The organism is Pseudoalteromonas sp. TAP-3C (assembly GCF_059888565.1).
The window spans coordinates 440,574-465,776 of the sequence record NZ_CM187618.1 but is presented as its reverse complement, the minus strand read 5'-3'; the positions used below and the strand labels follow the sequence as shown (position 1 = coordinate 465,776).

The following is a 25,203-nucleotide window of genomic DNA, read 5'->3' as shown; positions in this document are numbered from 1 at the left end:
TTTTCATTCACCAAGTAGGTTTAAGTGCGTATAATTAGCGGCAATTGTCCCCTATTTTTGACACGCTATGCAATTTTCTGATTTTGATCTTGATGATAAGCTACTTAATGCTATTAACAAAATGGGTTTTGAAACCCCAACGAGCATTCAACAACAAGCCATTCCTGAGGCGTTACAAGGGCGCGACATTTTAGCATCGGCTCCAACCGGCACGGGTAAAACGGCGGCATTTTTAATTCCGGCAATTCAATATTTAATGGATTTTCCGCGTCGCGATCCGGGCTTTGCGCGGGTATTAATTATGACCCCAACACGCGAGCTTGCTTATCAAATTCATGAGCAATGTGAAATACTTGCAAAGCAAACCCAGTTAAAAATCGGAGTCGTTACCGGCGGTATTAACTACGGAACACATAAAGAAATTTTTGAAAACAATAACGACATTTTAATCGCTACCCCTGGGCGATTAATGGAATATTTAGAAACTGAAAACTTTCACGCAGAAAACGTAGAAATGCTCATTCTAGATGAAGCAGACCGCATGTTAGACCTGGGCTTTCGTAAAGAAATGATGCGTATTTGTGAAGAAGCAAAAAACCGTCGCCAGTGCTTTTTATTTTCAGCAACCCTTGAAGGCGACAGCGTAGAACGATTTGCAGAGCAAATTTTAAACGATCCAGCGCTGCTTGAAGCTGAATCATCACGTAAAGAAAAAGCGAAGATTCATCAATGGGTACATTTAGCTGATGATTATCGCCACAAACTTGAGCTATTAGTTAATACCTTAAACGGCCCTGATGTAAGCAAAGCAATAGTGTTTGTAAAAACCCGTGAGCGCCTAGAAACTTTAATTGGTGAACTGACCAATAACGGTGTAAAAGCCGCGTGGTTACGTGGCGAAATGCCACAAGATAAACGCATGAAAGCCATGGAAAACTTCCACAGTGGTAAAACGCGGATTTTAGTCGCTACCGACGTGGCAGCACGCGGCATTGATGTTGCTGACATTAGTCATGTGATTAACTTTGACATGCCGCGTACCGCAGATGTATACGTACACCGTATTGGTCGTACAGGCCGTGCTGGTAAAAAAGGGATTGCGATTTCACTCATTGAAGCGCACGACATTGGCATACTTTACAAAGTAGAACGTTACATAGAGCAGAAGCTAAAACGTCGTGTATTTAAAGGATTAGAACCAAAGCACAAAGAAGCCAAGCCACCGGTTAAAAAGCGTAAAGATTTAGTAAAAATGAAAGCGAAGAAAAAAGCCAAAGTTAAAAAGAAAAAGTAACATTAACTTTATTGCCATAATTTAAGCTTAGCTAAAAATCTAAGATACACAAAAATAACGCCAACATAACAAGCCATGCAATGCATGGCTTGTTATATATTTTAAAACCTGTGTTAGTTTTGCTCTTCGCGCAAAAATACCGGCTCAAGCTCTTTGGTGGTTGCCTCTGGGCTAAAGTAATAACCGGCCACGGTAAACTCTTTAAGCTGACTCAATTGCGTAACTTGGTTTTCGATAATGTAACGCGCCATCATGCCGCGTGCTTTTTTAGCGTAAAAGCTAATCACTTTGTATTGGCCGTTTTTACAATCTTTAAAGTGTGGCGTAATGATTTGTGCGTCAAGTGTTTTTTTATCTACCGCTTTAAAGTATTCGTTAGAGGCTAGGTTTACTAAGTATTGTGCATCTTGCGTTGCTAGTACGCCGTTAAGTTTATTCGCAATTACACTGCCCCAAAACTCATATAAGTTTTTACCCCGGCTGTTTTCAAGTTTTGTTCCCATTTCTAAACGATAGGCTTGCATTAAATCAAGGGGTTTTAACACCCCGTATAAACCCGAAAGTATACGCAGGTGACCCTGTGCGTAATCAAGCTGCTTAGCAGTGAGTGTATTAGCATCTAAACCGCCGTAAACATCGCCATTAAAAGCAAGTACCGCTTGTTTGGCGTTATTAGTTGTAAACGGCTGCGCCCATTCACTAAAACGCGCAGCATTAAGCCCTGCGAGTTTATCGCTAATTTTCATTAAACTTGAAATTTGTGCTGGCGTTAGTTCACGGCATACTTTCATGAGCGCTTCACTGTGCTCAAGTAATTCAGGCTGAGTGAACTTATTTGTTGCGGGTGGCGTGTCGTAATCAAGATTTTTTGCTGGTGAAATAACAGTGATCATAGTTAGCTATTGACTTGTAAATTATTTAATGTCAATTTCAACATTAAATTAAACGAAAAGCACGTTTTGTTTAAAATTATCCTACCTAAAACTCAACCGTTACCGTTTTTTTATTGATAAGGACATAAGACCTATCAAGCATTGTTACACTGTTGCAGTATAGTTATATTAAGGTAGATAAGATTTTCTTTTAACATGCTTGGAATGAGGAAAAACAAATGACTAGCGCTCTACAAAGGCTTAAACAACATTCTTCTATCGTGGCCGACACGGGCGACATAGAAGCAATAAAAAAACATCAACCTGAAGATGCGACGACTAATCCATCGCTACTTTTAAAAGCCAGCGAAATTGAAGCTTACAAACCTTATCTAGATAAAGCATGGCAATATGCAAAAGAAACCGAGCAACTGCCGGCAAAACAGTTAGAACTCGCTTGCGATTATTTTGCTGTATTAATTGGTAAAGAAATTAGCGCCATTGTACCGGGTTATATTTCTACTGAGGTTGATGCACGTTTATCATTTGATACCCAAGCAACGATTAACAAAGCACACACTCTCCTAAGTCTTTACGAAAAAGAAGGCGTAAGCAAAGACAAAATTTTAATTAAAGTAGCGTCAACCTGGGAAGGTATTAAAGCGGCTGAGCAATTAGAAAAAGAAGGCACTAAGTGTAACCTTACTTTATTATTTAGCGACGCTCAGGCACGCGCCTGTGCTGATGCAAACGTATTTTTAATCTCACCATTTGTTGGCCGAATTTTAGATTGGCACGTGGCAAATGGCATGGAAAAACCAACCGACCCACTACAAGACCCAGGTGTACAGTCGGTACGTAGTATTTTTGAGTTTTACAAACGTCACGACTATAAAACCGTTGTTATGGGCGCAAGTTTTCGTAACACTGGTGAAATTATTGCTCTTACAGGTTGTGACAAGCTCACTATTAGTCCTAACTTATTAGAAGACTTAGGTAATCTTGAAGATGCACAAGAATATTTGCTTGAAACAGATATTCCTAAAGAGCCAAAACCAGAGCCGCTTAGCGAAGCACAGTTTCGTTGGTTACATAACCAAGATGCGATGGCAACGGAAAAACTAGCTGAAGGTATTCGCGCATTTGCTGATGCCCAAGAACAATTAGAAGCGCGCTTTACAGCGATGTAATTAATAGCGGCTTAACTTGTTTAAAAACGTCGCTTTTTGCGGCGTTTTTTATACCTGCAACTTTATTTTAAATATTCGCTTTGTCCCCATTTAAATGCCGCCCTCATTGATCTTCATCAAAACACCATCCATTAGTAACAGTTTTGTCACATTTATATTCTATTTTATTTATAGTTGTGGTATTAATACTGCTAATACTGCTGAGGTTCAAAAAGTGGTCAATAGGAGATAATCAATGGATAGCCTAAATGAAATAATAGAAATATTAGACGGTTCTGATACATCGAAAAAAACCTCTCAAAAAAATAAAAAAAGAAAATGGCGCGAAATAGAAGCAATAAAAGACAGACAACGATTGCGCAAAGAACTACAGGAGCTCGACTATTTTGCAGACAGTGTTGCTATTGATGAGTTGGAGTTTTGATCTACAAATCCTAATAGCAACTAAAAAGGCCTTCATTTATGAAAGCCTTTTTTAATGCCTGTTACACTTGCCAATTAATCGGTTGTCCACCGTTTGCTTGCAACAATGCATTAGTTTTTGAAAAATGCTGACAACCAAAAAAACCGCGGTGAGCCGAAAGCGGGGAAGGATGTGGCCCCGCCAATACATGATGTCGCTGACGGTTAATACTTTTACCTTTTTTTTGTGCGTGTGCGCCCCACAAAATAAACACCACATTTTGGCAGTGCTCATTTATATGCGCAATTACCTTATCGGTAAATTGCTCCCAACCTAAATGTTTATGCGAGTGGGCTTGCCCCTGCTCGACCGTGAGTACCGTGTTGAGCAAAAACACACCTTGCTCTGCCCAACGTTGTAAATAACCATGTTCTGGTGTAATAAAGCCATTAATATCAGTGGTTAATTCTTTATAAATATTTTTAAGTGAAGGCGGCAGCTTTTTAATCTCAGGTAATACTGAAAAACATAAGCCGTGTGCTTGCCCCTCTCCATGGTAAGGGTCTTGCCCCAATATAACTACTTTAATATTACGCAGTGGGGTTGCATCAAACGCGCTAAATACCTGTGATTCAGGCGGGTATACAGCAATCCCTTCAGCTCGTTTATTGGCAACATATTCAAGGGTTTGCTGCATATAGGTTTGCTTAAGCTCTTGATTTAAAAAGGATGCCCAGTTGTTCATAATTGACTCTTAATAAATTCTCTCGATGCCTCTACTTTATCACACATCTGTATAAGCCCATCGAGCATTCTAGGGGTAAAACGATGTAATAAATCAGCATTGACGCTAATAAACTGCGCATACTTAACCGCCGGAATTTCAGGCCATAGCTGCCAATTAACATCAGGTATTACGTGCGTGGATTTTTCATCAGGGATAATAATAATCTGTGGTTTCGCAACGATTACATTTTCAATGCTAATTTGTGGGTAATCGGTATTGCTGTCTGCAAATACGTTTTTTACTTGGCAGGTTTCGATTAACTGATTGATCCAGGTATTTTTTGAGACTGTCATCATAGGCTCTGGCCATAATTGATAAAACCCACTAAGCGTCGCTTTGCCTTGCTGCTTAGTTTTAATCGCATTAAGCCTGATTGTAAATGCCTTAGCGACTTGTTTACTTTGCTCAATATGGCCGGTTAGCTGGCCTAGTTTAAGTATTTCTGCTGCAACATCGTCAATAGAGCGGGGCTCACTGACATGCAATTTAATTCCTAAACGTTTTATCTGTATTAAATCTTCAGCCTGATTACCTCCTTTCCAAGCAATCACCAGGTCGGGTTTAAGCATCAGTAGTTTTTCAATGGAAATGCCATTGTAACCGCCAATACGCTCAATTTTTCTCGCTGCTACTGGGTAGTCGGCATACTCAACCGTGCCCACAATCATATTGCCAGCGCCAATTGCAAACAAGTTTTCAACTATATGTGGCGCTAACGCTACAATACGCAGCTGATTACCCGCCAAAGCTTGCGGCGCACTTAAAATAACCAGTAGAAGCCCTATTACAGCGCGCCTAATCATTAATAATCAAAGCCTTTTAACGCTTTTACACCTGATTCAAAAGCATGTTTTACATTACGCACTTCACTTACGGTATCGGCAAGGTCAATTAAGGTGCGATGCGCAGCACGCCCAGTAATAATCACCGACTGCATCGGCGGCCTATTGCAAATTGCAGCCACCACTTCATCAAGTTCAATATAACCATAGGTCACCATATAAGTAAGTTCATCGAGTAATACCACATCAATACTGCTGTCACTTAGCATACGTTTTGACGCTTGCCATGTTGCTTGCGCAGCCAAGGTATCGGCTTCTTTATTTTGCGTATCCCAGGTAAAACCGGTATTCATAACAGCAAATTCAACCCCTGCACCTTGCAGTAAATTACGCTCACCACACTCCCATGTGCCTTTAATAAACTGACACACGGCGGCTTTTTTACCGTGCCCAACACAACGTGCAACCACACCAAAACCAGAGGTTGATTTGCCTTTACCATTGCCGGTAATAACCTGAAAAATACCTTTTTCTTGTTGCGCTGCGGCTACTCGTGCATCAACCTGTTCTTTTACTTTTTGCTGGCGCTGTTGGTGCTTATCGTTATTTGATTCACTCATTGTTACCCCCTTGATAAATTTTAATAATACAGTCGACGCTGATGAAAATACAATATACTCAAAAAGAACAAGCTACCGATAGCCGCGGTAACCACGCCGATTGGAAGCTCTTGATTACTCAATAGCGAGCGAGCGAGTACATCGACCCATACCATAAAGGTGCCCCCTACTAATCCTGTTATTAATAACCCAACACTGCTGCCCTGAGAGATAAAAAAGCGCACTATATGTGGCACCATTAAACCCACAAAACCAATTCCGCCACAATTTGCAACCAATACGGCGGTGATCAGCGAGCTTAAAACAAGCATTAAAATTCTAAAACGATGAACACGTACGCCAAGCGTTGTTGCACTTTCATCACCTAACAACATCGCATTAAGTTGGCGCTTAAAGCCCAACATTACCGCTGTACATACCATAATCACTAAAGCAGGTAACAGCAACGATTGCCACTGTGCCCGCGCAAAGCTACCTAAAGTCCAAAATAATATAGCCGCAACGGCTTGCGGGTCGCTCCAATAGAGCAGCAAACTGGTAAACGCACTAAATAAAAATGATAAGGCCACCCCTGCCAACAACATCGACTCAACTTGCGCGTTGCGCTGGCTGCCTGCAATTAGAATTAATAACCCCATAGCCACTAAACTGCCAATTAATGCAGCCCCTGATAAGGCAATGCCTGCCCCCATTCCCACAAACGACATTAAAATAACCACCCCTAATGAAGCCCCCGACGAAATACCAAATAAATAAGGGTCTGCTAATGGATTACGGGTGACAGTTTGTAGTATTAAACCAGCAATCGCTAAGCCAAAACCCGCTAAAAAGGCCAGTAATGTGCGCGGCATTCTTAACTCAATAATGATGCGGCTAGTAAACGAAGGCTCGTTGGTAAACATTAAACTCTGATATACCTCTATCAATGAAGTGGGGGCTGCGCCAAAGCCAAGTGCTATAAATAAACTTAATACAGCGCATAGCAGTGTGATGATTAACGCAACTAAGTGGTTAGGGGTAGCCACCATGTTATTGGTATCCATAATAATAAGTAATGTGTGGAATAGCGTCGCCACTGGTGGCTATTTGAGGGTGAGTATTCACTTGTGCGCAAACACCAAAAACGTGGTCAAGCATTTGTTCGGTGATCACCTTATTAGGCTTACCGACATCAATGATTTCTCCGCTTTTAATTATTACCAACTCATCGCACATTGCTGCGGCTAAATTTAAGTCGTGAAATGAGGCAAACACAGTAATTCCTAAAGATTTAGCCAGCTCCATGAGCTGAATTTGATATTTAACATCGAGATGGCTGGTCGGTTCATCCATAATCAGTAATTGTGGTTGCTGTACAATAGCACGGGCAATAAACGCACGCTGTTTTTCACCCCCCGAGAGTGAGTCAAATAACTGAGTGCTATGCGATTGAAGCCCAACATGATTAATCGCCTGCGCTATTTTTTGTTTATCTGCTTGAGTGGTTGAGCTAAATAGCGTTTTATGAGGAGTAAGCCCTAACGCCACGACATCGAATAACGAGAGATTAAATTGCAGCGGCGTTTCTTGTAATACAACCGCGACTTGCTTGGCGTAGTCTTCGCTTTTTAGCTGCCAAATATTAGTATTATTCAATTTAATTTCACCTGCTGATGGCCGATTAAATCGATATAAACACCGCAGTAAACTTGACTTACCCGCGCCATTAGGGCCGATTAAGCCAATAAACTTCCCACTTTCAATGCTCACATTAATGTGTTTAAGAATTGAGGTAGAGCCTACCTGCCAAGAGACGTTATTAACGGTTAAAAGCGGTGAATTTTTCGAGGTTTGAGTGTGCAAATAATTACCCTAGGCAGGAAAACACCCACACTCAGTACGCATAAGTACCAAAAATAAAATGAGTTAACCCGCTCGTTAAATGAAGTTTTAAGGCATTTGTATCTGACTTACAGTAAAACTGCTTACAGTTACGGGAATAGTTGAGGAATTGAACCTCATTCCAAATGCTTTGCTATTATGCGCAGATAAGCAAATAATTTAAAGCAAAAAAAACGCACTCAACTGAGTGCGGTTAAAAATGAAGGGGGAGTAAAGCGTCACTTAAAATTTATATTCTATACCTAAACCTAGGTAATCTTGGTCAACATTATTGTTCATATCAAAGCTTGAGTAAAAACCAAATACCTTGAAGTTTTTATTAATATTATGATCAACACCTACCGATACCGCGCTTTTATCATCACTGTTATCAAAATCCATTACTTGGTATTGTACTTTAAACGTGTTGTTACCCATAAGGTAAGCAGCATTCACTAAGTAACCATCGGCTTCAGCGCTGCCATCTACTTTTTCTTGTGTTTGGTACATAGCGCCTAATTTAAAGTTTTCAATTTTACCTTGTATTGTTGCACGTATTACATCGTAACCGTTTACTTCACTGTCTGCAGCAATAGCAGCATATACAGCGCTCTTTTTAAGGCCTGCGTCACCGTAAGTTAATGCTACGGAGTAACCATTTTTTGCATCAATATCATCTTCTGCAATAAATGATGCTAATACTTTAAAGCCTTCATAACTGCTTGAAGCATAGGACACTGAGTTACCTAAACGGTTTTCACCTTTGAAGGTATTTTTAATATCGCCCTCAAGGTCATTAAATAAATCAAGCTTACCTTGCGCTTGTTTCAGTGCTGTATCGTTGCGACCAATGACTATTTCTCCAAACGCTCCTTTTAAGCCTACATATTGATTACGCGCTGAAATATTATCGTCATCGCCTTTTGAATCAGCATCAGACACATCCACTTGGAATTCAAACTTGTAAACAGCCTCTAAGCCGTCTGAAATATTTTCAGACCCTTTTAGCCCCAAACGAGATGCATTACTTTTAATTTCAGTGAATGACCCTTTACCCTCATCAGCTGATTGAACAGTTACATTTGCTTTACCGTAAATAGTTACTTCTGCAAATGCATTAAACGATACACCACTGAGTAGAGCAAAGCATACGCTCGATTTTACAAATTTCATGTTATTTCCTCGATAATCACAAAGACTCACTTTTAAAACAGCAGCAGTGTGCCACCACTAAATGACAAAAATATTACAACAGACATATTTATGACTTTAAAGGTTAATAAAAGTGTATTAATTATGAAATTAAAATAACATAAAGCAATTATTTAGCGACTACTTACTTTTATCAGATAAATTTGGTGTCATCTGCAACAGTAAATTAACCAAGGTTTCTATTAACTCTTTTTGTTCATTATCTTTATGATAGGCAATAAATACCTCTCTTGAGGTATTTTCTACCCCTTTAACATGAAAAAGTTCGCCCTTTTCTAAATAATCTTTAACCAATACCTGCGGAATAAACGCACTGCCGCCACATTGCAGTATTAAATCAAGCGCAATTCGCCCTGTACTGGTTCTAAAATAGGGCGGCGTTTTACCAGTAAACTGACGTGCATGCCAAAGCGAAAATGCAGTTCCCCAATCAACATACACATACTGATTATCGAAAAAGTTATCCGCAGTGGCAGTATCATAACCACTGACCGGAATAATAGGTAATTCGCAAATTCGCTCAACAACGAGCTCATCAACTTTAGGCGGGTCAAATAAAATAGCGATATCTAGCGTGCGTTCAAGTAACAATCGAGTGCTTTCTTGCTGTGCTTTAACCTCTGCCACCAGCGATACACCCGGCATTGCCGATACAATATTAGTAATGCCAAATTGTAAAAATGCATCCCATATATTCGGCGTTCCCGCTAAGCTAATTTGCTTACGCATATTATCTGCAAGTGCAACATCCACTTTCGCACGTTGCATGCCCGTAATAATCATCTTTGCGTGGGGCAACAAACGTTCGCCAGGCGCGGTAAGTTGAATATTATTACGTTGACGAATAAATAAATTTACCCCCAGCCCTTGCTCCAATTGGCGAATTCTGAAACTCACCGCAGACTGGGTTATATATAGGTTTTCTGCTGCTTTACCAAAGTGGCGCGTTCGCACAACTTCGACAAAGGTTTTTAATAAATCTATGTCCAATTTTTTATCCTCACGATAAAAATATTTTGTTTAAAAAAATAGCGATTATGTCCCATACTCCAGTTAATAATTGGCATGAGGGTACAGCTATGAGCAATGATATTTCACTACTTCGTCAAGCATTTGTTAGTCAACGTCATTTTTACGATGACCAAAACTTTCCCCGCGGATTTAGCCGCAGCGGGCACTTTACCCTGTTAGAGGCAAGTATATTAGAACAACATGGTGTTGTTTTAAAAAATTTGTATAACAAAACAATCGAACCACAAAATGACCACCAGCAACAATTTGTAAATGCTGCAAGTGGCATAATAGAGCCTAGCAACCCAATAGAGAAAGCATGGGTTAAATATTTAAAACTAACGACGTGTAAAACTAAGTTTCATACTTTGTTTGGTCGCTCAAAAATTTCAAGCCCGGCACCAATAAGCCAAGATTACTACTCTGAGGCTGATAACCTTTAAGTCATTACGATAGTTGCATTTTGGCGTTTTAGCAGTTACAACTTGTATAAGCAAATATTTTTGTAAAATATTAAACAGGGTCGTTAACTGGTGCATAAAATACTTATTATTGAAGACACTCCGACGATTGCGCGCGTGCAAAAGCATATCGCGCAAAAGGCGGGTTTTGAAGTTGATATCGCAAGCTCGTTAGCTGAGGCTAAAAAGCTAATAAATAAGTTTCGTTATTTTTGTGCGGTGGTCGACTTCATATTACCTGACGCGCCAAAAGGTCAGGCAATACCCTGTACAGTTGCTGCAGATATTCCTACCATTGTTATGACAGGTAATATTGATAAGCAAACTCGTGATACAGTCGAAAAATACCCGATCATCGACTACATCATTAAAGGCAATAATCAAGCCTATGAATACCTTCAAAAACAACTCTACCGCCTTCCACGTAACGAACGAGTTAAAGTGCTGGTTGTTGATGACTCACTATCATCACGCCAATACATTTGTAGCTTATTAACCCGACATAAATATCAAACCTTTCAAGCAACCGATGGGATAGAAGCCCTTAAAGAGCTTGAAAACACACCTGATATTTCAGTCATTATTACTGACAAAGAAATGCCCAATATGGGAGGGATTGAGCTGTGCAGTGAAATAAGGCGTCTGTACGGTAATGGCGAAAAAGCTGTCATAGGTATTTCAGCTGTTACTTCATCCAATCTATCCGCTTTATTTTTAAAAAATGGCGCTAATGATTACTTATACAAACCCTTTAACAGTGAAGAGTTTTATTGTCGGTTAACTCAAAACGTTGATATGCTTGAGTATATAACCACTATAAAACGCCAAGCCAATACCGACTATTTAACTAAACTACCAAATCGCCGCTACTTTTTTGAAAAAGCGAATGATTTTTTAAACGAATTAACAAAAAGCCAAACACCCGCCATGCTCGCGATGCTCGATGTTGACCACTTCAAAGCCATTAACGACACCTTTGGCCATGATGCCGGTGATGAAGTACTTAAAAAGCTGGCGACATCACTTAATCAGCATTTTGAAAATCAGCTTATTGCACGCTTAGGTGGCGAAGAATTTGCGGTGCTTTTTACACAATCCACCAAGCAAAAAGCGTTAAACCAATTGGAAGAATTTAGAGCCTTTATTGAGTTTAACAGCCATAAATTTAGCAAAGATAATATTAATTTTACACTGTCGATAGGCTTCAACCACAGTGAAACCGATCAAATTGACGAGCTATTAAAACAAGCTGATTTAAAACTCTACAAAGCAAAAGAGTCGGGTCGCAATAAAGTGGTTAGCTAAACCACACCAGAGGCAATGATAGCGGCCTTTTTTCGTTTACGCGACTGATGGTATGAATCCCAACTAAAGATAGCCAGTGCACTCCAAATACAAGCAAAAGTAATCACGCGTTCAGCATCAAATACTTCACCGTAAAACACCACCGCTAAAATAAACATTAAGCTGGGGCCTATATACTGAAAAAAACCGAGTGTTGTGTACTGTAAACGTTTAGCCGCACCAGTAAAACACAATAATGGCAATGTAGTCACTATGCCCGCACTCACTAAAAGTACATTGGTTAACCAATCGTTGGTCGGTAAATTAGAGGTTTCGGTGGGTAGCATTAACCACCAGTAGATAAGTGCAACAGGGAGCAAAATAAATGCTTCAATTAAAATACCCGGCAATGCATCTACTTGTAGTTTTTTACGCAATAAACCATATAACGCAAACGAGGTCGCCAACGAAAACGCGACCACCGGAAATGAGCCAAAACTAATTAACTGTAATAAAACGCCGGTAAAAGCCAATGCAACGGCTGCTCCTTGTAGTTTACGTAATCGCTCGTTTAAAAATACCATGCCAAGCAAAACATTTAATAGAGGATTAATATAGTAACCTAAGCTAGCATCTAACATATGGTTGTTATTGATGGCCCATATAAACAAGCCCCAGTTAAACCCCAGTAAGGTGGAGGTAATAACTAACATCAAAATAAGTTTAGGCTGGATTAAAATGCGTTTAATTTTATCCCAGTAGTTGAGCACACTCACCACTAAAACTAAAAACACAACAGACCAAATAACACGATGCATTAAAATTTCAAATGCTGACACATGTTGGATCATCTTAAAATAAATAGGTGCTAGGCCCCACATAAAAAAAGCAAGGCAAGCGAAAATAGCGCCCTTTCGCTGCTCAATATCAGTCGACATAATAAACACTTGATGATTTAAAAGGTAGTCAGTTTAACTCCCTCTTACTTTTTAGCCAACTAAATACGTGCCCGTACCAAAAGCAATTTGTACTGACTGCTCGTTATGTAACTCCATTCGGCACACACAGACTTTATTTCCTGAACGAATCAATTTTGCACTGGCAATAAACACCTCGCCTTTGCCTGGACGTAAATAATCAGTACGTAAATCTATGGTGCCAAGTGTTGCTAATTTTTTATGTACACTAGGCAAGTCAGCATCATCTAGCTTTCCTATCACACTGGCTGCTGCCAACATTCCGCCCACATTGTCGAGCACCGCTGAAATAACCCCACCATGAAGAATTTTTTGCGCTGGGTTGCCTATTAACACATCTTGCCAAGGAAAGGATATTTTAGCTTGTTCCGTACTGAGTGACTCCACCGCTATTTTTAAAAATTGATTAAAAGGCATATTATTTACAAACAGCGCCCCAACTTGGTCAATCAACATTTCTTTATTCATTATTATTCTCTATGCTTTAAAGTGGTACGATGAGTAAAGCACAACTGGAAGCTGTTGTAACCTCTTTGATTATCATTAGCTGATGTTTAATGAAAGCTAAAGACATCCTGATAAAAAACCACTAAAATAGCGCCAATGAATACACAACCCCCCTCTTCTAATACGCTGGTGCGTAAACCCGAAACTGTACTCAAACAAGTGTTTGGTTACAGTGAATTTCGCGACGGTCAAAGTGCTGTGATTGATGCCGCCATTAATGGCCAAGACTCGTTAGTTTTACTGCCTACCGGTGGTGGTAAATCGGTGTGTTACCAAATACCTGCATTAGTATTAGAGGGAGTATGTATTGTTATCTCGCCGCTTATCTCTTTGATGCAAGATCAAGTCACTCAATTACAGGCACTTGGCGTCAAAGCGGCTTATATAAATAACAGCCTAGCCCGTGAAGAGCAGCAATTAGTGTATCAACAGCTACATCAGGGGTTAATAAAATTACTCTATGTTGCCCCAGAAAAAGTGCTGCAGAGAGAGTTTTTAGAGCGACTGTCACATTTAAAGGTAAGTTTGTTTGCCATTGATGAAGCGCACTGTGTTTCTCATTGGGGTCACGACTTTAGGCCGCACTACTTTAGATTAAATGAACTTAAACAACGTTTTGCCCATGTGCCTATGATGGCACTGACAGCCACCGCCGATAAAGCCACTCGTTTTGATATTGTTGAACAATTAAAGTTACAGCAACCTTATATTCATACTGGCAGTTTTGACCGCCCAAATATTCGTTACACCATAGAAGAAAAATTTAAACCTATGGTGCAATTGTTGCGCTACTTAAAAGAGCAAAAAAATCAAAGTGGTATTATTTACTGTACCAGCCGCAAACGTGTTGACGATATTGCCGAAAAGCTCGCTGATGCAGGCTTAAACGCAGCAGCTTATCATGCTGGAATGAGTAACGAGCAACGTCAGTTTGTGCAAACAGGCTTTGCCCGTGATGATATTCAAATTGTGGTTGCCACTGTAGCCTTTGGTATGGGAATTAATAAACCAAATGTACGCTTTGTGCTGCATTATGATATTCCAAAAAGTATTGAAGCTTATTATCAAGAAACAGGCCGTGCTGGGCGTGATGGACTTGCTGCAGAGGCCATTATGTATTTTGATCCTGCCGATATTGGTCGTGTTCGCCGCTTTTTTGAAGACATTGACGATGAACAACGCCGCCGCGTAGAAGAGCAACGATTTAATGCTATGGCCAGCTTTGCAGAAGCGCAAACCTGTCGTCGACAAATATTATTAAATTACTTTAGCGAATACCAACGTGAGCCTTGCGGAAACTGTGATATTTGCTTAAATCCACCTAAAAGCTTTGATGGCACCTTGGTTGCCCAACAAGCGCTGTCGTGTGTATATCGCGCGCAGCAACGGTTTGGTTTGGGCTACATAGTCGAATTATTACGCGGTGCTAACACCAGCCGCATTCGCGATAACAACCATCATGAGCTCAGCACCTACGGCATAGGTAAAGATAAGAGCAGTGAATTTTGGCTGAGTATTTTACGCCAGCTTATTCACCAAGGACTATTAAGCCAAGATATAACCCAAGGCGCTTCGCTAAGATTAACGGAAGCCGCACGCGCTATTTTAAAAGGTGAATATGCGCTACAACTGGCCGAGCCTCGCCTGCAAGCTAAACATGTTTATCAAGATAAACTAGCGAAATTTAATTACGATAAAAAACTATTTGCTCGCCTGCGTGCATTACGCAAAGAGCTGGCCGATGCTGATGATGTACCGCCTTATGTGGTATTTAACGATAAAACGCTGGCCGAAATGGCGCAGCTTATGCCTACTAACGACAGTGAATTTTTAAAAGTGTCGGGGGTTGGTTTTACTAAATTAAACAAATATGGCGGTGAGTTTTTAACCGCAATTCGACATTATCTAGCAACGCAATAAGCCTTCTATGACCGAACTTGAATACGATCACACACATCAATGTATTATTGTTAAACCGACAGAGCTGCCGCACGATGAAGACTTTGAGTTGTGGGGTACGCTATTTTTACATGCAGATAATATCAGCATTAGTGAATATGCCGCTGGTGCGGATCGTCATCAGTTGCGCTTTAGCTATGCTAACCACACGTTTAATCTCAATTTTGAGCATTACAGTCAAAGTCTCTGGATTAATGGCGAAGGCCAAGATGCCGATAACTTGTTGGCAGCGCTAACATTTTATTTAACTTAAAATTGTAGTTTACCGCTTGTTAAAACAATAAAATAAAGCCGTGCTTTTACTTACATATTAATAACAATGATGTAAGCTTATATTAGATGAAAGCTTATACTAAGTGTTTTATTTTGCAAAATAGCGCTAAAGAGGATTAATGGTAAATAGAAAATGGATTACATGTAATTGTTTTAGCCTTTCTATTTTGGGTATGTTGATGCTCGATGTTTGTGCGCAAGAAGCGCCATTAACCCAAAACTGCACTGATGGCGACTCCACGCAAACGTATGAAAATAATCTGCGTCGTCAAATTGAATCACCAACGCTAACCCTCACAACAAAAAGTAATGCGCAAATAGCTTCTATTACGCTTAAAAAACTCAACGTATTTAATACCGAGCTCGAGGCTGAAAATAACGCATTGTTTCGCTTTGCAAATCGGGCGCATATACAAACTGAGCCCGAGGTAATTAAGAGTATTTTATTATTTCAAACCGGTGATGCTTTTAATCCAAAAACCTTGGCCGAATCTGAGCGATTACTTCGCAAACAAAGCTATTTATATGACGCACAAATCATTGCCAACGAAAACTGCGATGGCGATATTGATGTAGTTGTTATTACTCGCGACTTATGGACTTTACTGCCAGAGCTTAGCTTTAGTCGCAGTGGCGGCGAAAATAAATCAAGTATTGGCTTTCGTGAATCGAACTTATTTGGTTGGGGTAAAAGGCTATCGTTTGCACGCAAAACCGACAGTGATCGTAACGGCTATTTATTTGTTTACGATGATCCAAATATCTTATCAACTCGCTACCGCGGGCGAATAGAGTACGCCGATAACAGTGACGGTAAAAGCCATTTAGTTGAATTAACCTACCCGTTTTATGCCATAGATACACCTTACAGCTATGGTGCCCTGAGTTATTCAACCCAGCGAGAAGAAGCCTTGTATCTTAGAGGCGAAAAATTCAGCGAATTTGAACAAACAACCGACTTTAACCAAGTGTTTTTTGGCCACGCTAAAGCCCTAACTCATAACTGGACCCAGCGCCTAACCATTGGTTATATTGACGAGCAGCAAACATTTAAAAGCATCGATGAAACCACGATTCCGCTGGCTCACGATAGGCAGCTTAGTTACCCTTATGTAAGCGGACATTGGTTTGAAGATAACTTTATTAAAGTGCGTAACTTTGACAGTATTTATCGTACTGAGGATTTAAATTTAGGCTGGAATATAAAAGCCACACTGGGCTACTCTGATAAGTCAATCAGTAACGACGATAGCCGTGCTGTTTACTCGTTTAATTTTAATAAAGCCCATTTTAGTGGTGAGAATACCCTTTGGCGCTTTTATGGGGATATTCAAGGCTATTGGAATAACGAGCAAAAACAACTCGAAAACTTACTCACCACCAGCCAAATTCAATATTATTTAAATACCAGTATTGATCAATCTTGGTACGTAAAAGCTAGGCTGCAATACGCAAAAAATCTTACTAATGATAAACAAATTACCTTAGGCGGTGAAACAGGGTTACGTGGTTACCCTATGGAGTTTCAACACGGGGATCGTAGTTTTTTAATTAGCTTAGAAAAGCGCTATTACTGGGAATATGACTTACTGCAGCTATTTAAGGTCGGTGGTGCCGCCTTTTTAGATGTTGGCCGTGCATGGTACAACAGCAACTCGAATACTCAATATCAAGTTGAAAACACCCCAGTGCTCAAAAATGTCGGTTTAGGTTTACGTCTTGCACCAAGTCGCGCCAATGCAGGTACCATGATCCACCTTGATATTGCAGCCCCATTAAATAAATACCATGATGTTGACTCTGTTCAATGGTTACTCAGCGTAAAAAATTCTTTTTAAAACACTACTGTGCACTGAGCTAAAACGTTACACTTTGCGCATATTATTATTGTGAGAGTATATTTTGGAATTAATCACCCTTTTAGAACTTTTGGCCGCACAATATAAACTTATCGTTACCATTATTGCACTATTGAGCTTTCCACTGTTGCTAAAAGTAACCACCAAGTTACTCGAAAAAGCCATAAGAGGTAAAATTGATTTACATCGAAAACACCGTGCTGAGCTGCTGTTAAAAATAATTTTAGCTTTTGTTATGCTCTGTTTAGTACTCGTTTTTTGGGGAATAGAGCTACGCGGCTTGCTGGTATTGGGCTCTTCATTATTTGCCATGTTAGGGGTAGCGCTGTTTGCTGCTTGGTCATTGCTGAGCAATTTAACTGCTTTCTTATTAATGTTTATACAAAATGATTGCCGCGTTGGCTATTGGGTCAGAATTGTTGATGGTGCTAATGCCATTGAAGGGCGTATTATTGAAATGGGCCTCATGAATGTTTTATTAGAACATATTGATGGCCATCGGGTTATTTACCCTAATAATTTGTTTGTTACTCGTCCTGTTTTGGTATTGAACAAAGCGCCTAAACCAACAAAGGCGCTGGCAATCAAGCGCGTTATTGGCCCTAAATCACGTAGTTAACATGTTAAAAAAGCCAGTTGAGTTAAAAATCAGACTGGCCTTTTATTCACTTTTATATTTAACAGTTAATTATTTAATTCGGCCGTTTTTAGCTCATCATCTAAATCACTGATCTCATCAATAAAGGTTTCTAACTGCTGCTCTACCAAGCTATTTGAATGAGCAAAATAAGCAATGTGGAATACAGCATCACCTTCATTCACCAGTGGCATAGTTTGCTGACCAATAACAATGCCACTTCGAGGAGCGAGCAGTTCAAGCTCTGAATCACCTAGCGGGCTACTAATGTAGGCTAATATTTGCCCTTTAGTAACACGCTCTCCTAATGAGACCTGCGCCCTTACTATGCCATCAACCTCTGCACGCACCCAACTAGTGGAGCTGGCAATAACAGGATCTGGTAGCTTTTTAGGGCGCTTACCACGCATCATTTTTAAATGACGCATTACATAATCGACCCCTTGCACACCTGCAGCAATCGCAATTGGGTCAAAACGCAGCGCTTCGCCTGCTTCATAGGTAATTACAGGAATACCTAAATTAGCCGCCTCACTGCGCAGTGAACCATTGCGTAATGACGCATCTATCACTGCGGGAGTACCAAAAGCCTTAGCCATTTGTGCGGTTGCTTCATCGGCTAAATTAGCCCGTATTTGCGGTAAATTAGTGCGATGAATCGCGCCAGTATGTAAATCAATAATATGCGTACAATGCACAGCAACTTGATTAAAAAACATATACGCCATGCGACCTGCTAATGAGCCCCGCTCAGAACCTGGGAAACTGCGGTTCATATCACGACGATCGGGCAAATAACGCGACTTATGAATAAAACCAAATACATTAACAATAGGTACAGCAATAAGTGTACCACGCAGCTGGTTAGCGTCGATTTTAGCGAGTAATTGGCGCACAACTTCAACACCATTGAGCTCATCACCATGTATTGCAGCGCAAACCATTAATACAGGGCCTTGCAAAACACCGTTAACCACTTCAATAGGAATATTAAGTGGTGAGTGGGTGTAGAGTTTTGCAGCTTCAAGCGCTAAGGTTTTACGCTCACCCACGCCAATGCTTTCACCTAATAGGGTAAAAGCTTTATTAACTTTAACCTTTGCCACGAGTTGCTGTTCCTTTACTTGCGGCATTTTTCTCAATGAAGTCAATCACCATGCCTGCAATATCCTTACCTGTTGCTATTTCAATTCCCTCAAGACCTGGTGAAGAATTTACTTCCATTACCAAAGGCCCACGTGATGAGCGAAGTAAATCAACCCCAGCTACATTTAAGCCCATTGCTTTTGCAGCAGCGACCGCTGTTTTACGCTCCTCTGGTGTAATACGCACCAAGGTTGCACTGCCACCACGATGCAGATTTGAGCGAAACTCACCCTCTTGGGCTTGGCGTTTCATTGCTGCAATCACTTTATCGCCGAGTACAAAACAACGAATATCCGCACCACCCGCTTCTTTAATATACTCTTGCACCATGATGTTTGCTTTTAAGCCCATAAACGCTTCAATAACACTTTCTGCTGCTTTGCGCGTTTCAGCAAGCACTACACCTATACCTTGAGTCCCCTCAAGTAATTTAATAACAACAGGTGCACCACCTACCATTTCGAGTAAATCTTTAACATCATCTGGTTTACAGGCAAAACCAGTGACCGGCATACCCACGCCTTTGCGTGATAGTAGCTGTAATGAACGTAACTTATCGCGCGAACGAGAAATCGCCACAGATTCATTAACCGGGTACACCCCCATCATTTCAAACTGTCGTAATACCGAACAGCCATAAAAGGTAACTGATGCACCAATACGCGGCACAATAGCATCAAAATCATTTAAGTTTTCGCCGCGATAATGAATTTCAGGTTGCTCTGAGTTTATATTCATGTAGCAGCGCAATGCGTTAATTACTTTTACTTCATGGCCACGCTGCTCAGCCGCTTCAATTAAGCGACGAGTTGAATACAAGTTTTTGTTACGAGATAAAATACCAATTTTCATAGTTAAAACCTTAACTAAGTTAATTTGAGCGTCGCGCTAAAACCCAGCGCTGCTCAACATGTTCTTATAATAAATGAGATAAAGCCGGATCAACGACTATTCTATTTTCCATCGCAGTGCGCCCTAACAGCATTCTAAATTTCATTGACGCACGACTGGTTAATGTTATTTCTATAGGCCAGCTATAAGCGCCTGCATGTAGTGTCGTTTCAATAAAGTACCGAAGTTCTTTTTGTCCGCTTGAACTCGTAACGTACTTCATTTTTTTCACTTTTGCATTGCAGGTAATTTGCGTTTGCTCGTCTTCTTGCAATGGTTGCGCTATAAATTTAACCCATTTTTCGCCATTTACTTCATATTCTTCAATATTAATTGCATGAATACAGGAAGTGCGGGCGCCAGTATCGATTTTTGCTTTAATTCGATCGATACCTAATTCTGGTAAACCCAACCACTCACGCCAACCGACTGTTATCTTTGTCGTCATAAATACGCCTTTAATAAAAAGTGTCTTATACGCTACAACCGATAAAACACCAACAAAATAAACTAATCCAATCGACAAGCTAATTTAATTGACCTTTAAAGTTAACTCGTTTAACAATGCAGGTATAACAATCGTGCCTAACAAGAATAAGCACAATTTATTTACACTTAGTTAAATCTTACCGCATTCTCAGTAAATGCTGAATGTTATTTACTCATCTGAGTTAACTATATTAAAAATACACCACTATGAGAAGTTATTATGATTAACGGTTTATTACACGCACTTATTCTTAATGAAAAAGGCGGCGCGCGTGCCATCGAAAATAACGAACAACTGCACCAATGGCAACCAGCAAAAGGTAAGCTTTGGGTACATATGGATTATAGTCAAGATGAAGCTGTTCAGTGGCTAAAAAACTGTAACTTGTTAAATGACTACGAGCTGGAATCACTCACCGCAGATGAAACTCGCCCACGAATTACTCCCACTACCAATGGTCATATGCTATTTTTGCGCGGAATTAATCTAAACCCAGCACAAAGTCCTGAAGATATGGTGTCTATTCGCCTATTTATTAATAAAGATGTGCTGATCACTACCCGCAAGCGCCGGTTATTATCAGTACAAGATATTTTGACCTCACTAAATAATAACGAGGGACCAAGCAGTATTTCTGAGCTTGTGTGCTCACTGACGCAAAAGCTCACCTCGCGAATGCACACCGTAATTGATGAGCTCGATGAAAATTTAGATAAATTTGAAGAAGAAATCGATGAGCCAAGTAAAAAGTTTGATAATCAGGGCTTATCGCAACTTCGCAGGCAAACAATAGCGCTTAAACGTTATCTAAAACCACAAAAAGAAGCACTTAGTAATATGGTTAATAATCATTACCCATGGCTTTTTGATGATGATAAAGCCAAATTAAACGAAACTACCAATTTACTTATTCGCTATTTAGAAGAGCTAGATAGCGCAATAGAGCGCGCGCAGGTTATTCAACAAACTATCACAAACCAAGTGTCTGAGCAGTTAAATCAACGCATGTATGTAATGTCGGTAGTGGCGGCTTTATTTTTGCCGCTGGGGTTTTTAACTGGATTATTGGGCGTTAATGTCGGTGGTATACCGGGCACAGAAAGCCCTTATGCGTTTACTACGTTTGTGGTGTTATTAGTTGTACTGACAAGCGTTATTGGTATTTACTTTAAAAATAAAAAATGGCTGTAGTTTGCTTTTAAAAACCTAGGCACAAAAAAGGCGAATATCGAGCATTCGCCTTTTCCTTTGGTTGCGCCTTACTCCTGAAAGTAAGTGCCCCAACCGTCGTATTCTACATCGCATTCAACCGCAAGCTGCGCGAGCTTATCAACGTCTTCCATTATCACGTCAACATCTAACTCGGCCTCAATAACAATATCAAAACCCCAAATTTTTTCACCCTCTTCAAGCTCAAGTTCTGCTGGCTCTTCAACATCATAACCTAGTTTAAACGCAGCCAATGCCGCCTGTTCTAACTTAGCAAAATCTTCGCTTACAAAGTGGTGCTCTACTTCGTAAAGAATCTCCGGATCAGAACCATCTTCAAGTAATGAAGTTACGATGTCTTCACTTATTTCACGCCAGTTTTCCATTATTTCTCTCTCACTTGAGCATCTAACTCTGTTATTTTGGTAGCCATAATACGGTGTACATTTTTAGCATGTTCGCGCACGCTAATGCTATTATCAAGTATTATAGGGGCTAACATTTCGATATAAATTGTACCATTATCCCATCGGTTTAGTTTAATGGTTTTATCGGTTGTGCTCATACACACTGGCACTACCGGCACACCTGCACTCATTGCCGTGTGAAAAGCACCGGTTTTAAAGGGTAATAAACCACGCCCGTAACTGCGTGTCCCCTCTGGGAACATCCATACAGATAACCCTTTTTGCTTAATTTTAGCGGCTGCTTTAGAGATGGTTCCCGCCGCCTTTGAACGATTTGACCTGTCGATTAATATATTACCTGACAACCAGTATAACTGACCAAAAAAGGGGATCCATTTAAGATTTTTTTTGCCAATAGTTACACAATTTTGCGGCACCATAGCTGCAATGGTAAAAATATCATAATTATTTTGATGATTCGCTACATAGACAGCAGGCCCCACTTTAAGCGCATCCGGATGATATTTAAGTTCTAATTTCACCCCGAGCATTCTAGCCATTGAACCAAACAAGCTCGATACAATATGCATATTATTGGGATGAAATGGTCTGAAGATTGATAACAACAAACCAAAAAAACAACTTAATACTATAAACAACAGCATCAAAAAAATACGTATAACAGCTAGCAAGTGCGCCTCTCCAATATAACCACCCTGATCGATTTCTTTATTATAACGTTATTTCAAACTAATTAATCAGCAGATTAACGTTGATCATAGTCTAAACTTGGTTCATCCGTTTGTTGAGGCGTTAATTCCACCACGGCCTCATCAACGCGCTGTAATCCACGAGGTAACTTATTACCTCTGCGGCCTCGCTCACCGTGATAATGCTCAAGATCGCTCGGTTTTAGGGTTAATTTTCGCTTACCTGCATGCAAGGTGACACTGCTGCCTTGCGGTACAACGGCTAATACCTTTACAAACTCTTCGCGCGCTTGCACTTTAGCACCGGGAATGGAAATAATTTTATTACCCTTACCTTTACCTAGCTTAGGTAAGTCACGCAGTGGGAATAATAACATGCGACCTTCGTTAGAAATCGCCATACAGTAGTCGGTAGCCACGTCGTTAACCCGAATTGGCGATAACAACACCCCGCCTTTTGGTACACTTACTAAGGCTTTACCATTTTTGTTTTTACTGACTAGGTCTTTAAAGTCAGTAATAAAGCCATAACCTGCATCAGAGGCCATTAACAATACTTGGGCGTCTTCCCCCATTACAACGTGTTCAAAGCTCGCACCTGAGGTTAAGTTAAAGCGCCCTGTCATCGGTTCACCTTGGCTTCTTGCTGAAGGTAAACTATGGGCATCGCTGGCAAATGCTCGCCCTGCTGAATCTAAAAACACGGCAGGCTGATTACTTTTGCCCCGCGCTGAAGCTCTATATCCATCACCGGCGCGATAACTTAACCCCTCAACATCTAAGTCATGACCTTTACCAACACGGGCCCAGCCTTTGTCTGATAGTACGACAGTCACCGACTCTGATGGAATTAAATCTTTTTCACTGAGGGCTTTTGCTTCGACACGCTCAATTACAGGGGAGCGGCGATCGTCACCGTACATTTCTGCGGCTTCTTGAATTTCTTTTTTCAATAAGGTCGACATCCGACGGTCTGAACCCAATGTTTGCGCTAATTTGTCACGCTCTTTGGCTAATTCGTCTTGCTCACCACGAATTTTAAACTCTTCAAGTTTGGCTAAATGACGAAGTTTTAATTCTAAAATGGCTTCCGCTTGAATATCGGTTAACTCAAAGCGTTCCATTAATAAGGGTTTAGGCTTATCTTCAGAGCGGATAATCTCTATTACTTCATCAATGTTTAAAAAGGCAGCAAGTAAACCCTCTAAAATATGTAATCGTGCCAGTACTTTATCGAGTCGGTATTGTAAACGACGACGCACCGTTTCGCGTCTAAAGGTCAGCCACTCAGTTAAAATACTGCGTAGGTCTTTAACTTGAGGGCGGCCATCTAAGCCCAACATGTTTAAGTTTACGCGATAGTTTTTTTCAAGATCGGTGGTCGCAAATAAGTGCGCCATTAAGGGCTCAGCTTTAATTCGATTTGAACGTGGCACAATCACAATACGCGTTGGGTTTTCATGATCAGATTCATCGCGTAAATCGGCCACCATTGGCAGCTTTTTAGCATTCATTTGCGCTGCTATCTGTTCAAGTACTTTACCACCCGAGCATTGATGCGGCAGCGCTGTGATAACGATATCGCCCTGCTCTTCACAATACACAGCACGCATTTTAATTGAGCCACGGCCAGTTTTATAAATTTTGTGAATATCAGCCTTAGGAGTAATTATTTCAGCATCAGTAGGATAATCTGGTGCATGCACCAACTCCAGTAGCTCTTCGAGTTCTGCTTTTGGTTTATCAAGCAATAAACAACAGGCACTGGCCACTTCACGTACATTATGCGGCGGAATATCGGTGGCCATGCCTACGGCGATACCGGTTATTCCGTTAAGTAAAATATGCGGTAAACGCGAAGGCATTACAACTGGCTCGTTCATAGTGCCATCAAAATTTGGCGTCCAATCAACGGTCCCTTGGCCTAATTCTTTAAGCAATACTTCAGAGAATTTAGATAAGCGCGCTTCGGTATAACGCATTGCCGCAAACGATTTAGGATCATCCGCTGCCCCCCAGTTACCTTGACCATCGACTAACGGATAGCGATAAGAAAACGGCTGCGCCATCAGTACCATGGCCTCATAACAGGCACTATCACCATGAGGGTGGTATTTACCTAATACATCACCCACGGTGCGGGCTGATTTCTTGTATTTGGCATTTGCCGATAATCCCAATTCGCTCATTGCATAAATAATGCGACGTTGTACTGGTTTTAGGCCGTCACCTACGTGCGGTAAAGCACGATCCATGATGACGTACATTGAATAATTTAAGTAGGCGTCTTCGGTAAAACGCCCCATTGTTTGCTGTTCAATTCCTTGCATTAGCAAGGTATTTGTATCACTCATTAAAGCTT

At 40.6% G+C, this 25,203-nt stretch carries 26 protein-coding genes and 1 riboswitch; of the genes, 10 read left to right on the top strand and 16 right to left on the bottom strand.

What is annotated here, in order from left to right; translation table 11 throughout:
- Window positions 1-67: 67 nt before the first annotated feature.
- A complete protein-coding gene (srmB, locus tag AC6H44_RS02135) occupies window positions 68-1,294 on the top strand; it encodes an ATP-dependent RNA helicase SrmB (protein WP_500737217.1) in 1,227 nt (408 codons plus the stop codon).
- 113 nt (window positions 1,295-1,407) lie between these two features.
- Here the strand turns inward: srmB and yaaA are convergent, their stop codons facing one another.
- A complete protein-coding gene (gene yaaA, locus AC6H44_RS02130; RefSeq protein WP_500737216.1) occupies window positions 1,408-2,187 on the bottom strand; it encodes a peroxide stress protein YaaA in 780 nt (259 codons plus the stop codon).
- A 218-nt stretch (window positions 2,188-2,405) separates the two neighbouring features.
- Here yaaA and tal point away from each other — a divergent pair, with 218 nt between their 5' ends.
- Both tal and AC6H44_RS02120 read left to right on the top strand, forming a co-directional pair.
- Window positions 2,406-3,356 carry a transaldolase gene (tal, locus tag AC6H44_RS02125; RefSeq protein WP_500737214.1) on the top strand — a complete coding sequence of 317 codons (951 nt, stop codon included), beginning with the start codon at window positions 2,406-2,408 and terminating at the stop codon, window positions 3,354-3,356.
- Between the two features lie 235 nt (window positions 3,357-3,591).
- Window positions 3,592-3,780, top strand: a complete 189-nt coding sequence (locus AC6H44_RS02120; RefSeq protein WP_500737212.1) for a DUF3545 family protein — start codon at window positions 3,592-3,594, stop codon at window positions 3,778-3,780.
- A gap of 61 nt (window positions 3,781-3,841) precedes the next feature.
- On the opposite strand, the gene ung is transcribed toward AC6H44_RS02120, so the two are convergent.
- The 7 genes from ung to AC6H44_RS02085 form a co-directional block, all read right to left on the bottom strand.
- Window positions 3,842-4,504, bottom strand: a complete 663-nt coding sequence (gene ung, locus AC6H44_RS02115) for a uracil-DNA glycosylase (RefSeq protein WP_500737211.1) — start codon at window positions 4,502-4,504, stop codon at window positions 3,842-3,844.
- Window positions 4,501-5,349 carry a cobalamin-binding protein gene (locus AC6H44_RS02110; RefSeq protein WP_500737210.1) on the bottom strand — a complete coding sequence of 283 codons (849 nt, stop codon included), beginning with the start codon at window positions 5,347-5,349 and terminating at the stop codon, window positions 4,501-4,503. The genes ung and AC6H44_RS02110 overlap by 4 nt, the downstream gene beginning before the upstream one ends.
- On the bottom strand, window positions 5,349-5,948 hold the full coding sequence (gene cobO, locus AC6H44_RS02105) for a cob(I)yrinic acid a,c-diamide adenosyltransferase (RefSeq protein WP_500737208.1): 600 nt from the start codon (window positions 5,946-5,948) through the stop codon (window positions 5,349-5,351). Before cobO ends, AC6H44_RS02110 begins: the two co-directional genes overlap by 1 nt.
- A 20-nt stretch (window positions 5,949-5,968) precedes the next feature.
- Window positions 5,969-6,991, bottom strand: coding sequence for a FecCD family ABC transporter permease (locus AC6H44_RS02100; protein ID WP_500738359.1), 1,023 nt, complete (start codon window positions 6,989-6,991; stop codon window positions 5,969-5,971).
- The gene (locus tag AC6H44_RS02095) at window positions 6,978-7,790 is read right to left on the bottom strand and encodes an ABC transporter ATP-binding protein (protein ID WP_500737207.1); all 813 of its coding nucleotides are present in this window, start codon (window positions 7,788-7,790) and stop codon (window positions 6,978-6,980) included. The genes AC6H44_RS02100 and AC6H44_RS02095 overlap by 14 nt, the downstream gene beginning before the upstream one ends.
- Window positions 7,791-7,866: 76 nt before the next feature.
- Window positions 7,867-8,004, bottom strand: a riboswitch (cobalamin riboswitch).
- A gap of 47 nt (window positions 8,005-8,051) precedes the next feature.
- Entirely contained in the window at window positions 8,052-8,981 is a 930-nt protein-coding gene (locus AC6H44_RS02090; protein WP_500737206.1) for a porin, read from the bottom strand.
- A gap of 159 nt (window positions 8,982-9,140) precedes the next feature.
- Window positions 9,141-10,010: a LysR family transcriptional regulator gene (locus tag AC6H44_RS02085; RefSeq protein WP_500737205.1), complete on the bottom strand. Its 870-nt coding sequence runs from the start codon at window positions 10,008-10,010 to the stop codon at window positions 9,141-9,143.
- Between the two features lie 89 nt (window positions 10,011-10,099).
- Here AC6H44_RS02085 and AC6H44_RS02080 point away from each other — a divergent pair, with 89 nt between their 5' ends.
- Together AC6H44_RS02080 and AC6H44_RS02075 are read left to right on the top strand one after the other, a co-directional pair.
- The gene (locus AC6H44_RS02080) at window positions 10,100-10,474 is read left to right on the top strand and encodes a MaoP family protein (protein ID WP_500737204.1); all 375 of its coding nucleotides are present in this window, start codon (window positions 10,100-10,102) and stop codon (window positions 10,472-10,474) included.
- A gap of 87 nt (window positions 10,475-10,561) precedes the next feature.
- Window positions 10,562-11,797: a GGDEF domain-containing response regulator gene (locus tag AC6H44_RS02075; RefSeq protein ID WP_500738358.1), complete on the top strand. Its 1,236-nt coding sequence runs from the start codon at window positions 10,562-10,564 to the stop codon at window positions 11,795-11,797.
- On the opposite strand, the gene rarD is transcribed toward AC6H44_RS02075, so the two are convergent.
- Both rarD and AC6H44_RS02065 read right to left on the bottom strand, forming a co-directional pair.
- Entirely contained in the window at window positions 11,794-12,714 is a 921-nt protein-coding gene (gene rarD, locus AC6H44_RS02070; RefSeq protein ID WP_500737202.1) for an EamA family transporter RarD, read from the bottom strand. The two genes, AC6H44_RS02075 and rarD, sit on opposite strands and share 4 nt — an antisense overlap.
- Window positions 12,715-12,765: 51 nt before the next feature.
- Window positions 12,766-13,221: a thioesterase family protein gene (locus AC6H44_RS02065; RefSeq protein ID WP_500737200.1), complete on the bottom strand. Its 456-nt coding sequence runs from the start codon at window positions 13,219-13,221 to the stop codon at window positions 12,766-12,768.
- A gap of 135 nt (window positions 13,222-13,356) precedes the next feature.
- On the opposite strand from AC6H44_RS02065, the gene recQ reads away from it, so the two are divergent.
- From recQ to AC6H44_RS02045, 4 genes are all read left to right on the top strand, one after another.
- On the top strand, window positions 13,357-15,180 hold the full coding sequence (gene recQ, locus AC6H44_RS02060; protein WP_500737199.1) for a DNA helicase RecQ: 1,824 nt from the start codon (window positions 13,357-13,359) through the stop codon (window positions 15,178-15,180).
- Window positions 15,181-15,187: 7 nt separating this feature from the next.
- On the top strand, window positions 15,188-15,472 hold the full coding sequence (locus AC6H44_RS02055) for a DUF3630 family protein (RefSeq protein ID WP_500737197.1): 285 nt from the start codon (window positions 15,188-15,190) through the stop codon (window positions 15,470-15,472).
- Between the two features lie 139 nt (window positions 15,473-15,611).
- Window positions 15,612-17,330, top strand: coding sequence for a BamA/TamA family outer membrane protein (locus AC6H44_RS02050; protein ID WP_500737196.1), 1,719 nt, complete (start codon window positions 15,612-15,614; stop codon window positions 17,328-17,330).
- 64 nt (window positions 17,331-17,394) lie between these two features.
- Complete coding sequence (locus AC6H44_RS02045; protein WP_500737195.1) at window positions 17,395-17,970, top strand: mechanosensitive ion channel domain-containing protein; 576 nt, start codon at window positions 17,395-17,397, stop codon at window positions 17,968-17,970.
- Between the two features lie 65 nt (window positions 17,971-18,035).
- Here AC6H44_RS02045 and AC6H44_RS02040 read toward each other — a convergent pair whose 3' ends face one another.
- From AC6H44_RS02040 to AC6H44_RS02030, 3 genes are all read right to left on the bottom strand, one after another.
- Window positions 18,036-19,094: a succinylglutamate desuccinylase/aspartoacylase family protein gene (locus AC6H44_RS02040; RefSeq protein WP_500737193.1), complete on the bottom strand. Its 1,059-nt coding sequence runs from the start codon at window positions 19,092-19,094 to the stop codon at window positions 18,036-18,038.
- Window positions 19,081-19,986: a 30S ribosomal protein S6--L-glutamate ligase gene (gene rimK, locus AC6H44_RS02035; RefSeq protein ID WP_500737192.1), complete on the bottom strand. Its 906-nt coding sequence runs from the start codon at window positions 19,984-19,986 to the stop codon at window positions 19,081-19,083. The genes AC6H44_RS02040 and rimK overlap by 14 nt, the downstream gene beginning before the upstream one ends.
- Before the next feature lie 64 nt (window positions 19,987-20,050).
- Entirely contained in the window at window positions 20,051-20,473 is a 423-nt protein-coding gene (locus AC6H44_RS02030) for an ATP-dependent zinc protease family protein (protein ID WP_500737190.1), read from the bottom strand.
- Window positions 20,474-20,734: 261 nt separating this feature from the next.
- On the opposite strand from AC6H44_RS02030, the gene zntB reads away from it, so the two are divergent.
- Window positions 20,735-21,706: a zinc transporter ZntB gene (gene zntB / locus AC6H44_RS02025; protein ID WP_500737188.1), complete on the top strand. Its 972-nt coding sequence runs from the start codon at window positions 20,735-20,737 to the stop codon at window positions 21,704-21,706.
- A 68-nt stretch (window positions 21,707-21,774) separates the two neighbouring features.
- Here zntB and rraB read toward each other — a convergent pair whose 3' ends face one another.
- From rraB to parC, 3 genes are all read right to left on the bottom strand, one after another.
- Window positions 21,775-22,110 carry a ribonuclease E inhibitor RraB gene (gene rraB / locus AC6H44_RS02020; protein ID WP_500737186.1) on the bottom strand — a complete coding sequence of 112 codons (336 nt, stop codon included), beginning with the start codon at window positions 22,108-22,110 and terminating at the stop codon, window positions 21,775-21,777.
- Window positions 22,110-22,823, bottom strand: coding sequence for a 1-acylglycerol-3-phosphate O-acyltransferase (locus tag AC6H44_RS02015; protein ID WP_500737185.1), 714 nt, complete (start codon window positions 22,821-22,823; stop codon window positions 22,110-22,112). The genes rraB and AC6H44_RS02015 overlap by 1 nt, the downstream gene beginning before the upstream one ends.
- 74 nt (window positions 22,824-22,897) lie before the next feature.
- Window positions 22,898-25,195 (bottom strand): DNA topoisomerase IV subunit A, encoded by a 2,298-nt coding sequence (gene parC, locus AC6H44_RS02010; protein ID WP_500737184.1) that lies wholly within the window; start codon window positions 25,193-25,195, stop codon window positions 22,898-22,900.
- Window positions 25,196-25,203: the final 8 nt, after the last annotated feature.